At 37.2% G+C, this 13,063-nt stretch carries 9 protein-coding genes and 1 rRNA gene; 8 read left to right on the top strand and 2 right to left on the bottom strand.

What is annotated here, in order from left to right; genetic code table 11:
- Positions 1-8: 8 nt before the first annotated feature.
- The 8 genes from AC1DDK_RS24690 (at position 9) to AC1DDK_RS24655 (ending at position 11,626) form a co-directional block, all read left to right on the top strand.
- Entirely contained in the window at positions 9-1,712 is a 1,704-nt protein-coding gene (locus AC1DDK_RS24690) for a TonB-dependent receptor (protein ID WP_172659287.1), read from the top strand.
- Positions 1,713-1,766: 54 nt separating this feature from the next.
- Positions 1,767-3,149 (top strand): HU domain-containing protein, encoded by a 1,383-nt coding sequence (locus AC1DDK_RS24685; RefSeq protein WP_477634140.1) that lies wholly within the window; start codon positions 1,767-1,769, stop codon positions 3,147-3,149.
- 2 nt (positions 3,150-3,151) lie between these two features.
- Positions 3,152-3,862: a MotA/TolQ/ExbB proton channel family protein gene (locus AC1DDK_RS24680; protein ID WP_152542437.1), complete on the top strand. Its 711-nt coding sequence runs from the start codon at positions 3,152-3,154 to the stop codon at positions 3,860-3,862.
- The gene (locus tag AC1DDK_RS24675; protein WP_048907142.1) at positions 3,862-4,263 is read left to right on the top strand and encodes an ExbD/TolR family protein; all 402 of its coding nucleotides are present in this window, start codon (positions 3,862-3,864) and stop codon (positions 4,261-4,263) included. Before AC1DDK_RS24680 ends, AC1DDK_RS24675 begins: the two co-directional genes overlap by 1 nt.
- The gene (locus tag AC1DDK_RS24670) at positions 4,263-5,078 is read left to right on the top strand and encodes an energy transducer TonB (protein ID WP_288883755.1); all 816 of its coding nucleotides are present in this window, start codon (positions 4,263-4,265) and stop codon (positions 5,076-5,078) included. Before AC1DDK_RS24675 ends, AC1DDK_RS24670 begins: the two co-directional genes overlap by 1 nt.
- Before the next feature lie 43 nt (positions 5,079-5,121).
- Positions 5,122-6,408, top strand: a complete 1,287-nt coding sequence (locus tag AC1DDK_RS24665) for a bifunctional folylpolyglutamate synthase/dihydrofolate synthase (RefSeq protein ID WP_172659284.1) — start codon at positions 5,122-5,124, stop codon at positions 6,406-6,408.
- 108 nt (positions 6,409-6,516) lie between these two features.
- Positions 6,517-8,178 (top strand): alkaline phosphatase PafA, encoded by a 1,662-nt coding sequence (gene pafA, locus AC1DDK_RS24660; protein ID WP_172659314.1) that lies wholly within the window; start codon positions 6,517-6,519, stop codon positions 8,176-8,178.
- Positions 8,179-8,263: 85 nt separating this feature from the next.
- Complete coding sequence (locus AC1DDK_RS24655) at positions 8,264-11,626, top strand: methylmalonyl-CoA mutase family protein (protein WP_172659283.1); 3,363 nt, start codon at positions 8,264-8,266, stop codon at positions 11,624-11,626.
- 73 nt (positions 11,627-11,699) lie between these two features.
- On the opposite strand, the gene AC1DDK_RS24650 is transcribed toward AC1DDK_RS24655, so the two are convergent.
- Positions 11,700-12,680 carry an acyl-ACP desaturase gene (locus AC1DDK_RS24650; RefSeq protein ID WP_048907147.1) on the bottom strand — a complete coding sequence of 327 codons (981 nt, stop codon included), beginning with the start codon at positions 12,678-12,680 and terminating at the stop codon, positions 11,700-11,702.
- A gap of 235 nt (positions 12,681-12,915) precedes the next feature.
- Positions 12,916-13,027, bottom strand: a 5S ribosomal RNA gene (rrf, locus tag AC1DDK_RS24645).
- Positions 13,028-13,063 lie beyond the last annotated feature (36 nt).

The following is a 13,063-nucleotide window of genomic DNA, read 5'->3' as shown; positions in this document are numbered from 1 at the left end:
TAAGCGACATGAGATTAACTAAATTAATATATAGTACCCTTTTCTTTATCACAGCTACATCCCTAGGGTTGAAAGCTCAGGATACAAAGACTACAGAAAAGAAGACGGATGAGAAGGCTGTTACCGAAGAAATTGAAGTTGTAAGACCTTACAAACCTATTTTAGCAGAGGCAGTAAAACTGAGAAGAAGCCCTGATCTGAATGATATAAAAACATATAAGGCTAAATTTAACTATAGCCTTACAGATAGAAAATTAGAACTAAATTCCGACATTAATAAATTACAAGCCCAGGAAGTAGTTGCCGAAAAACAAGAAGAGCTAATAAACAACTATATTAAAGGTGGTTTCGGATCTGCGAAAACTATTTTTGGCGAGGCCTATATAAACCTGGGCCGTGATGAGGCTATGCAAGCTGGTGGATATTTTCAACATTTTAGTCAGTCAGGCAAGCTAAATAAACAACAGTCTAGTCAGCAAAAACTTAGTGTTTTTGGCCGTAGCATTGGCGATGTTGTTACCTTAAGTGGTCGTGTTAATTTTCAAAGAAACGGATTATATTTCTATGGCATTGATAAGAACAATCCGACATTAAATCCCGATCCTGAAAAACAAACACTTAATTTCTTTGAAGCAGAAGGGGAACTTGTAAATAAATACACAGAAGATCCCGACGCCCTTAGTTATGCATTGAAACTTAACGGATATATCTGGAGTGATAAATTTAATGCCAAAGAAAACTCAGTTGTTTTAAATGGATATGTAAATAAGAGAATCAGTAAGTTTAACTTAGGTCTTGCTGCATCAACTGAATTCGGAAGCACTAAAGATGAGCTAGTAAGTGTTGGCAACAATCTTTTAAAGTTAAATCCTTATATCAGATTACAGGCCAGCGGTGTAAAAATAACCGCTGGAATTAATTTTGTACAGGAATTTGGCGCATTCTCATCAAGTAGGATTTTCCCGGCTGTTACAGCTGATTTTACATTAATACCTGATTACCTGCAAATATTTGGAGAAGTAAAAGGTGATGTAAACCGTAGTTCTTTAAAACAATTTAGTGATGAGAATCCATTCTTGAACAACAATATTACCATCAGAAATTCTATCGAAAAACTAAGTATCAGTGGCGGTATTAAAGGCACAGGCGGTCCTGGTTTTGGATACAAAGCAAGAGTATACCACAAGAGCATTGAAGACATGCCATTGTTCGTAAACAACTTTTCAAATTTCAATAAATTTGATGTGATCTACGATTTCGGAACTATGAAACTTATTGGAATAGAAGGGGAACTCTCTGTACAGGTAAGTGATGCCTTAAAATGGACAGGTAAATTAAATTTTGAAGATTATAAACCAGCCGCAGAAACACAAAGCTGGTTTAAACCTCAAATGCGTTTAAGTTCTGATCTATCATATGTGATCAACAAAAAAGTAACCCTTAATGCTTCTGTAGCGCTTCAGGATGATAGCAAAGCAAAAATTTATACTGCAGCTCCTGCTAATCCTTATTATACACCTGATCCTGCAAATGAAACAGTAGTTACTGTTAAGGGATTTGTCGATCTAGGAGCCGGAGTATCATATAAAATAAATAATAAGTTTTCTGCATTCGCGAGAGCCAACAATTTGTTAAACTCATCGTATAGCAGATACCTGCATTATGAGGTAATTGGGCTCAATGTTTTCGGAGGTATAAGCTACTCATTCTAATAGGTTTTTAATTAATAATTGGTTGATACGGAATTAAAATTTATTTTTACCAGAATGGATATCTTATCATACCTTACTGAACTTATAAAAACTCGTAAAGAAGTTGGAATTTCTGGACTGGGTACTTTTTATAAAAAGAAATCGCCAGGAAGGTACGATGTTGAAACACACTCTTTTCTGCCGCCAAGTTATACTTTGGCATTTGCAGAAGAGAATAGAGAATCTCAATCTCTTATCGCCTACATCAGTAAAAAAAGGAACGTATCAACCGAGGCGGCTACTTATTATATTGACCAGTTTACTGATGAGACAATAAAKCTGCTTTCCGAGAAGCAATACGCTGATTTTGGAGAAATAGGTATACTATCTGGCACACCCGGAAACTTAATTTTCAACCCCAAAGATCAACTAAACTTTGGCTTTGACTTTTATGGTTTACCTCCTTTAAAAGAAGACGCAACTGCCATTATTAATGAAAACATTGCGGAACCTGAAATAGCTGATGAACCAGCTATTGAACAACCACTTTCTTTTGAACAAGAGCCTATCATTACAGAAGAGCAATTGAATCTTGAAGATAATAATGCCGATTTGAGTGATGGATCAGATGAGATAGAAGTTATTGTTCATCATCATGAAGAAAAACCTGCACGGGATGACCAACCTGTTTATGACGAGATATCAGAAGTTAAAATAGCCCAAAAACCTGCCTCTTCAATTTCGATTGAAACCCCAGAGGGTTTAGATGATGACTCAAATGTTGTTGAAGAGCCTATTGCTCCAAAAGTTACCAATACTCCATTCTTTAACACACCAAGTCCACTAGAGCCACAGATTGCTGAACCAATAGAGATTGAAGAAGAAAATCAGGGACTTCCGTTCTACCTAAAAATTATTATTGCCTTTGCAATAATAGTAGCAATAGGATTGGCCGCGTATTTTATTAAGCCCGAACTTTTTAATGGTGCTTTAAATAAATCCGACAATGGTCTTCACGATAATTCTGAACTGATCAAAAATAATGATAAAATCAAAACTGATTCAATTGCCCAGGCAGATAGTATCAGAATAGCTAACGAGAGAGCAATACAAACTGCAGATTCAATAAAAAAGGATAGTTTGGCTGTTAGTCCTGCTCCAACGCCAGCTGTTTCCGGAGCTACAGTTAGTGGCCCTGAAGGTCCTGTTACATGGGAGGTTATTGGTGCTTCAGTAATTAATCAAAAGGAAGCAGATAAATTTATCGCCCAAATGAAAGCAATAGGTATAACTGCAAAAGTTATCCCAACCCTTCCTGGTAAAAGGAGATTGAAAATTAGCATTGCAACATTTAAAGATGAGGAAAGTGCAAGGGAAGGACGCAAACTGCTAGTTACAAAATTAAAAGATCCAGGAATTTATATACATCAAAATAAACACACACACAAACCACAATAAATATGATCGTTTTATTACAAGGTGCAACTGATACCGCTAACAAGCTTATTGATACCGCTAATAACTTAAACCAAGCAATTACAACTGCCCCACCAGAGCTTCATTTCATAGACCTTTTATTTAAAGGCGGATGGGTAATGCTCCCTTTAGCTTTTTTGGCATTTTTGGGATTAGTGATCTTTGTTGAAAGATACCTGACAATAAGAAARGCTTCTAAAACTGAATCAAATCTAATGCTTCAGATTAAGCAATACATTCATGATGGAAGATTAGAAAATGCAATAACTTTATGTCGCAATAATAACTCTCCATTGGCAAGAATGCTTGAGAAAGGATTAAAACGTATTGGTCGCCCTATTAAAGATATTGAAGCTGCCATTGAAAACAACGGAAAATTAGAAGTATCGAAATTAGAGAAAAACATAGGCATATTAGGAATTATTGCAGGTATTGCTCCCATGCTTGGTTTCGTAGGAACAATTATTGGGGTAATTACTATTTTCCATGACGTTTCCATTAAGGGTGCTATTGAAATTGGTACAATTTCTGGTGGTCTTTATACAAAAATGATTACCTCAGCAACAGGACTGATCATAGGTATTATTGCTTATGTGCTATATCATATTTTAAATATGATGGTTGAGCGTATAATTTTAAGAATGGAAACTGATGCTATCGAATTTATTGATCTATTAGAGGAGCCAGGAAAATAATGAATTTACGCAAAAGAAATAAAGGAACTGTAGAAGTACATACCTCTGCTTTGAACGACATCATGTTCTTCCTGCTTTTGTTTTTTCTATTGGCATCAGCTGTAGTTAATCCACAGGTAGTGAAGTTATTATTACCTCGTTCAGAAGCAGGACAACAATCTAATTCCCAAAAAACCGTTACTATATCCATAGATGATAATTTAAATTATTTTGTAGATAAGCAACCTACTAAGCCTGAAAATATTCTGGCTGTAGTTGAAACCATGCAAAAGGCATCACCAGATTTAACTATAGTCGTTTACGCTGAAAGAAAGGTTTCCATTGAAAACGTGATGTCTATCTACGATGTAGGTAACAAATTGAAACTCAAAGTTGTACTCGCTGTAGAACCTAAGAAATAATGACTTATCCTAAAGAAGAAAACAATTATCCCAAGGCACTGGCAATATCTACCGGTATCATGGCTGCATTGCTTGCTTTAAGCTTCTTTATCGTTATAGGAAGCTTTGAGCCTGAAGAAGCAGGTATGGGGGGTATGGTTGTTAACTATGGAACTTCTCCTACAGGTATGGGATCAGATTACACCAGTATAGAAGAGCCATCTGCCGATCCGAATGCAAATAACCGTAAACCAGATAAAGTTACACCAGAAGAAGTAACTAAAGAGACTCCTACTCCACAAACAAGCGAAAAAGAGATCGTTACGCAAAACTCTGAAGATGCCGTAGTTGTAAAGAGTAAAGCAACTAAAAAAGAAGCAACTCCTACTGCTACTAATACAGAGACAAAACCGTCAAAACCAGTTGTGAATCAAAATGCCCTCTACAAAGGAAAATCCAGTAAGGGAGCTGGTGCAGGTGATGGAACAGGTGATACACCAGGAAATCAAGGGAGTAAAAATGGAGATCCGCTAGCTAATAATTATGGCGAAGGGGGATCTGGTTTTGGGGAAACTCCCATTGCATTAAGGAAATTCACAAACCTGGTTACTCCACAGGACGATGGTCAGAAAACTGGTAAAATCGCTGTACGCATAAAAATAAACAAAGCCGGTCTTGTTATAGATGCTACTCCCGGAGTTAAAGGAACTACCCTAAATGATAGGGAATTATGGCAAAAATGCAAGGAAGCTTTAATGGGTGCTCGCTTAGCGCCATCAGAAACCGCCCCAGATATTCAAATTGGTGTAGTTGTTTTCAACTTTAAAGTTAAATAATCAGGTAGCTTTGATACTTTTGTGATGTTATTAAGCATCAGAAATGAATTACGAACAAACCATAGATTATTTATACCGCAAACTACCAATGTTTACCAGGGTGGGTGCTGTTGCCTTTAAAAAAGATTTGCACAATACCATCGCTATGTGCGAAAGGCTGGATAATCCGCAAAATAATTTTAAGACGATACATATTGGCGGCACAAATGGGAAAGGTTCAACCTCCCATATGTTAGCCGCCATTTTTCAACAAGCGGGTTATAAAACCGGATTGTATACCTCTCCTCATTTAAAGGATTTCAGGGAACGCATCAGAATTAACGGCGAAATGGTTTCTAAAGATTTCGTCATAGATTTTGTTGATCAACAACAAGAAATAATTGAGGAACTTAGTCCTTCTTTTTTTGAAGTTACCGTAGCCATGGCATTTTCATATTTTTCTGAACAGAATGTGGATATTGCTATAATTGAAGTAGGTTTGGGTGGACGATTAGACTCAACAAACATTATAACTCCAGAATTGTCTGTTATCACCAATATTAGTCTTGATCACACCAACATCCTCGGCAATACATTAAGGGAAATTGCAGGAGAAAAAGCTGGAATTATAAAACCAGGTATTCCTGTCGTAATTGGGGAAAGCCATCCAGAAACAGATCAGGTTTTTATTCAAAAAGCAAAGGAGACACAAAGCCTGATTCTTTTTGCCGACAAGCAATTGCAAATTAGCAAGTCAGTTAAAGAAGATGAGTATTTAAAAGTTTCCATCTCGCAGAATGGAAATGTATTGATTGAAAATCTCTTGCTTGATCTTACTGGAACGTACCAATTAAAGAATATTTTAACTGTTATTCAGGCAGTCGAGACTTTAAGGGCATTAGATTTTAAGATTGATAATGATGCACTTTATGCTGCATTAAAAGAGGTAAAAGGTTTGACCGGTTTAATGGGGCGCTGGCAAATATTAAGTAAAAACCCTTTAATAGTTTGTGATACCGGGCATAATATTGCAGGTATAACAGAAGTGATGCAAAACATCAACGATACACCACATAATAAACTTCATGTTGTAATTGGGATGGTGAAGGATAAAGACATAAGTGGTGTATTAAATCTTCTTCCTGCAAAAGCCACGTATTATTTTTGCCAACCACAACTAGAAAGGGCACTGCCTGCTCAGGAACTTGCAAGTGAAGCAGAAAACCATGGGCTAAAAGGATTCGTATTTCCAACTGTCGAACTTGCAATAAATGCAGCTAAGAAAAATGCAAATGCCGATGACCTTATTTATATAGGTGGAAGTACTTTCGTAGTGGCCGAAATACCATAAAACTTTTACACTATATTAAACGATACCTATGGCCAAGTAATTAACTTTATAAAATCCTAATAAAACTGTTCTMTTGCCTTATAAACTCTAAAAATTCAACAAATAATGATGAAAAGAATTATCCTTTTATTTACCATTTTAGCCCTGTTCTCGACGGGATCAATAGCACAAAAAAAAACAGCACTAGCAAAAAACACATCTTCTAATACATTAAACAGACCAAAATTAGTTGTAGGCTTAGTTGTTGATCAAATGAGATGGGACTATCTGTATCGTTACTATAGCAGATATTCAAATGGTGGATTTAAGCGAATGGTAAATGAAGGGTTCTCTGCTGAGAATACTTTTATTCCATACACTCCTACCTATACAGCATGCGGACACTCGAGTATCTATACCGGATCAGTTCCAGCTATTAACGGGATCATTGGAAACGATTGGTACGATCCACAATTAAAACGAGGAGTTTATTGTGCCGAAGATACCACAGTTAAAACGGTAGGTAGTGATACCAGAGCTGGCTTAATGTCTCCTAAAAACTTACTTACCACAACCATTACTGATGAACTTCGTTTAGCTACAAACTTTAAAAGTAAAGTAATTGGCATATCACTAAAAGACAGAGGATCAATTTTACCAGCAGGTCATTCTGCAAATGCGGCCTATTGGTTTGATGGGGGAACTGGCGATTGGATTACCAGTACACACTACATGACTCAATTACCATCATGGGTAGTAGATTATAACAAGTTGAAAATGGCAGACAAGTATTTTGAGAAGAACTGGAATACATTATATCCAATTGAAACTTATGATCAAAGCACTAGCGACAACAAAGAGTATGAAGGAAAATCTAGAGGAGAACAAACCCCTACCTTCCCTCATCCTTTCAAATTGTATGCAGGAAAGAATTATGAAATGATAAAAAGTTCTCCTTATGGAAATACAATGACTTTAGAGTTGGCCAAACTTGCTATAAATTCAGAGCACCTTGGTGAGGGAAGTTCCACTGATTTCCTTGCTGTCAGCTGTTCTGCAACAGACTATGTTGGACATCAATATGGGCCAAATTCAATAGAAGCAGAGGACACGTACCTAAGGTTAGATAAAGATTTGGAACAGTTCTTTAATTATCTGGATACTAAAATTGGGAAAGGAAATTATCTAGTGTTTTTATCTGCTGATCATGGGGCAGCGCATGTTCCAGGTTTTATGACTGAGAATAAACTACCTGGGGGGCTATTCAATGACTCTCCGGTTATAAAGAGTTTAAATACTACAATTGAAGAAAAATTTAAAGTAAAAAAGGCAATCATCACTTCTACTAACAGCCAGTTTTACTTCAACCATCAGGCAATTAAGGACGCCAATGCCGACTTTGATGCAATAAAAGCATTAACAATTGCAACAATAAAGGAGCAAGATGGAGTTATGGATGCAGTAGATCTCACTAAATTAGCTAGTTCTACCCTACCTGAACCAATAAAGAAAGCCATTACTAATGGATATAATGCACGTAGAAGTGGCGATGTTTATTATATATTGAAATCAAACTATTTCGAAGGCGGAAAAACAGGAACAACTCATGGTGCATGGTTCCCATATGACTCGCACATTCCGTGTGTATTTATGGGATGGAATGTAAAACCAGGAAAAACAAATAAAACTCATTACATGACAGATATTGCAGCTACCCTGGCTGCAATGCTCCATATTCAGATGCCTAGTGGCTGTATAGGCGAACCTATAACAGAACTAACACATCAATAAAATCTTTATAGGTACAAGAAGGCCACTCAAGAATATTTTTGAGTGGCCTTTTTGTTACCTTTGATTACCAATTATTAAACCAGCTATGGAACAAATTGAAATCTATAAGCCCAAACATAAAATCCGTTTTGTAACTGCCGCGGCATTATTTGACGGACATGATGCTACAATCAATATCATGAGAAGGATTCTTCAATCCTCGGGGGCAGAAGTAATACATTTAGGCCATAATCGCTCGGTTGAAGAAGTTGTAAACTGCGCTATACAGGAAGATGTTCAAGGGATTGCGATGACTTCCTATCAAGGTGGTCATATCGAATATTTTAAATATATGTATGATTTGCTTCAGGAACGTGGGGCACCCCATATCAAAATATTTGGTGGTGGTGGTGGTGTGATCCTGCCTTCGGAAATTGCGGAATTACAGGCTTACGGTATTACAAGAATCTATTCCCCTGATGATGGCCGTAAAATGGGGTTGCAAGGCATGATTAATAATATGCTTGAACAAACTGATTTCATCACTACAAAATCTTTAAATGGGGAATTAAAAAACATCCCAAAAAAAGATATCAAAAGTATTGCTGCAGCAATCACAGTTGCAGAAAATGATCCAGATGCTGCTCAATCTTTCGTAAACGAGTTAAAAAAACTGACTATCAACAACAATGCTCCGGTACTTGGTATTACAGGAACTGGTGGATCTGGTAAGTCATCCTTAGTTGACGAGTTGGTAAGAAGATTCCTAACAGAGGTAAAAGATAAAACACTTGCAATTATCTCAGTTGATCCATCAAAGCGCAAAACTGGAGGCGCCTTACTTGGAGATAGGATCAGGATGAATGCAATAAATAATTCCCGAATATATATGCGCTCATTGGCTACAAGGCAAGCCAATTTAGCACTTTCAAAAAACGTTCAGGAGAGCATTGATATCTGCAAAGCTGCAGGTTATGATCTAATTATAGTTGAGACTTCCGGTATTGGGCAATCAGATACTGAAATAACGGAGCATTGCGACATCTCTTTATATGTAATGACTCCCGAGTTCGGTGCAGCTACCCAGTTGGAAAAGATTGATATGCTCGATTTTGCTGACCTTGTTGCCATCAATAAGTTCGATAAGCGTGGTGCCCTGGATGCTTTACGTGATGTCCGAAAACAATTTAAACGCAATCACAATCTGTTCACTGCAGATGACGACAGTCTTCCTGTTTATGGTACAATGGCTTCTCAATTTAACGATCCGGGCATGAACAATCTCTTTACTGCCTTAATGCAAAAGATAAAGGAAAAGACAGGAATCGATTTTAAAGCCCAAATGGAGCTTATAGGAGGAGAATCCGAAAAGATTTATATAATTCCCCCAGACAGAATACGATATCTCGCAGAGATCGCTGAATCTAGCCAGACATACAATGAATGGGTAGATAAACAAGCTGCAATTGCTAGAAAAATGTATCAATTACAAGGTGTTATTGATCTTTCAACTGAGGAAAACCTAACAAACACCTTAAAAGAGATTTATCAACATCAAGAGGAACAACTGGATGGAGAATGTAGGAAATTACTGCGCCAATGGCCCGAGACTAAAACCAAATACCAGCAAAAGTTCTTTGTATATAAGGTAAGAGATAAAGAGATCAAACAACCACTCTTTTACGAATCACTCTCTAAATTGCAAATCCCAAAGGTATCGCTCCCTCGATATAAGGATTGGGGCGACATTCTTCAGTGGTTATTGACAGAGAATGTCCCTGGTGAATTCCCGTATGCCGCCGGTGTTTTTCCCTTAAAACGCGAAGGAGAAGACCCAACCCGCATGTTTGCAGGAGAAGGTGGACCAGAAAGAACCAATAAAAGATTTCATTATGTATCCTTAGGTCAGCCTGCACACCGCTTATCCACGGCCTTTGATTCTGTAACTCTTTACGGAGAAGATCCACATGTACGCCCCGACATTTATGGCAAAATAGGCAACTCTGGTGTAAGTATAGCAACTCTCGATGATGCTAAAAAATTATACTCCGGTTTTGATCTTTGTGCTTCATCAACCTCAGTGTCCATGACAATAAATGGGCCCGCACCTATGTTATTAGGATTTTTCATGAATGCAGCAATAGATCAGCAATGCGAGAAATACATAATTGAAAATGGACTACAAAAAGAAGTAGAGAACAAAATTCTTTCGATATATAAGGAAAAGGGACAGCAAAGACCAACATATAATGGCTCTTTACCTGAGGGGAACGATGGTCTGGGATTAATGCTTCTTGGCGTAACCGGCGATAAGGTATTACCAGCAGATGTATACGTTAAAATTAAAGCACATGCCATAAGTACCGTGCGCGGCACTGTCCAGGCAGATATTCTTAAGGAAGATCAGGCACAAAACACCTGTATTTTCTCTACTGAATTTGCCCTAAGGATGATGGGTGACATTCAAAACTATTTTATTACCGAAAAAGTACGCAACTTCTATTCAGTATCAATCTCCGGATATCATATTGCTGAAGCAGGTGCAAATCCAATATCTCAACTTGCCTTTACATTGAGTAATGGTTTTACTTTTGTTGAATATTATCTGAGCAGAGGAATGAACATTGATGATTTTGCGCCTAATCTATCTTTCTTCTTCTCTAACGGCATCGATCCTGAATATTCGGTGATTGGCCGTGTAGCAAGGCGTATATGGGCTAAAGCAATTAAAAACAAATACAAAGGAAATGATAGGTCCCAAAAACTGAAATATCATATCCAGACCTCAGGCCGTTCATTGCATGCTCAGGAAATTGATTTTAATGATATACGCACAACCTTACAGGCTTTATATGCAATCTATGATAACTGTAATTCTCTTCACACAAATGCTTATGACGAGGCTATAACGACTCCAACCGAAGAATCTGTGCGCAGGGCGATGGCTATTCAGTTGATCATTAACAGAGAACTAGGCTTAGCTAAAAATGAAAACCCACTGCAAGGAGCCTTTATCATTGAAGATTTAACTGATCTGGTTGAGGAGGCAGTATTGTTAGAGTTTAAACGTATTAATGACAGAGGAGGGGTATTAGGAGCAATGGAAACCATGTATCAGCGTGGTAAAATACAGGAAGAAAGCTTATACTACGAGACGTTGAAACATACTGGTGAATATCCTATTGTAGGGGTAAATACCTTTCTAAATAAAAATGGCTCACCTACAATAATACCCGGAGAGGTAATTAGAGCAACAGAAGAAGAAAAACAATATCAAATTACAGCACTTAAGACCTTTCAAGATAGAAATTCAGACTTGTCGGCAGCAGCACTAAAAAAACTTCAAAAAACTGCTATTGCCGGAGAGAATATATTTAATGAACTTATGGAAGTATGTAAGATATGTTCTTTAGGTCAAATCTCTAATGCACTTTATGAGGTTGGGGGCCAATATAGACGAAATATGTAAAACAATTAATACTAAAAAAGGCCTGAATTCTTAAACTCAGGCCTTTTTTAGTATTAAAAGATACAGCTTTTAGTTAAGCATGAATCCAGCTAAATTTATAGTCCATTGTTGGATTGTTCATTCTCTCAGCAACGCGCAACAGCCTGTTTGGTAAAGCCATGATATAATCACGTGCTTTTTCTCCGGCTTCATTTAAATCACGCATACTTTCTAACTTCCACTCTTCAATTAACTGTTGCATGATTTCCACATAATCAATCGCAGTATACACTCCTAAACGTTGAGCAGCATCAGTAAAATGTCCGAATGTTTGTCCAATTTTCATACCCATTTCGCGTAAAAAGTGAGCAGGCATTACGATTTTCTTTCTCATCATATCTTCAAAAGCGACCATAGCCTCATTTGGATCAACTTCAAATATTTTCGACATAAAATCTTTATATGCCTTTGCATGACGTGCTTCATCAGATGCAATTACTCCACACATTTTAGAAAGTAATGTGTCACCATCCTTTTTAGCTAAAGAAGCTACTCTCCTGTGAGAAATATTTGTAGCTAACTCCTGAAAACTAGTATATATAAAATTTCTATATGGATCATGGCCGGTTCCTATATCAAACCCATCTGCAATTAAGTATTGAGTTGATATTTCCATCTGGCGCATATCAACGCGACCTGACAAGTAAAGATATTTATTTAATAGGTCACCATGCCTGTTTTCCTCCGCAGTCCAGTGACGTACCCATTTCATCCATCCACCTTGTTCATTTCTAGTAATCCCGTCCACCATACAAAGCCACGACTCGTATGTCGGTAATGCTTCTTCCGTAATTGTATCACCTATTAAAACAGCTACAAGATCATAAGAAAGATCCTTAGCATTCTCACGTAATAATTTTATATCCTGGTAGAAAGTTTCACTAGTAGAATCGGGCAAAAAATCAGATGGCTGCCAATTTGTATCAATCGGTTTCAGGTATGTTTCCATCATATCAAGCATATAGCCTTCTATATGTAACATTACTTCCCTTCTCTTTTCCGCGAATAAATTCATTCGTTTATATTATTTTAAATTTGTATCAAATATACCAAAATTATTGCATAAAGATGGTTGCACCAATACTTTATTAAGAAATAATCTAAGGCCCCTATCCCCTTATCTGGTTGATTATTATGTAAGGTATTTATGAATATAAGAATAACATAGCATTCATCAAGAAGGTTTTTCTTTCAGAAATGTATATAAACACAAAAACCCTGCAGCGTTTAGCTGCAGGGTTTTGCTTAAGATTTGGCACCGACCTACTCTCCCACGTGTTACCGCAGTACCATCGGCTCTGGTGGGCTTAACTTCTCTGTTCGGAATGGGAAGAGGTGGACACCACCGATATAGGCACCTAAATATTTTTAAAGTTATCTTTTTTAAAGTTATCTTGT

Source organism: Pedobacter sp. 05T44 (assembly GCF_056395985.1).
The sequence above is the reverse complement of the archived record's forward strand: the minus strand, read 5'-3'. Positions and strand labels throughout refer to the sequence as shown.

Coding starts and splice junctions, on each gene's coding strand:
- pafA (WP_172659314.1), top strand. CDS start 6,517: ATGAAAAGAATTATCCTTTTATTTACCATTTTAGCCCTGTTCTCGACG.
- AC1DDK_RS24655 (WP_172659283.1), top strand. CDS start 8,264: ATGGAACAAATTGAAATCTATAAGCCCAAACATAAAATCCGTTTTGTA.
- AC1DDK_RS24650 (WP_048907147.1), bottom strand. CDS start 12,680: ATGAATTTATTCGCGGAAAAGAGAAGGGAAGTAATGTTACATATAGAA.
- AC1DDK_RS24665 (WP_172659284.1), top strand. CDS start 5,122: ATGAATTACGAACAAACCATAGATTATTTATACCGCAAACTACCAATG.
- AC1DDK_RS24675 (WP_048907142.1), top strand. CDS start 3,862: ATGAATTTACGCAAAAGAAATAAAGGAACTGTAGAAGTACATACCTCT.
- AC1DDK_RS24690 (WP_172659287.1), top strand. CDS start 9: ATGAGATTAACTAAATTAATATATAGTACCCTTTTCTTTATCACAGCT.
- AC1DDK_RS24670 (WP_288883755.1), top strand. CDS start 4,263: ATGACTTATCCTAAAGAAGAAAACAATTATCCCAAGGCACTGGCAATA.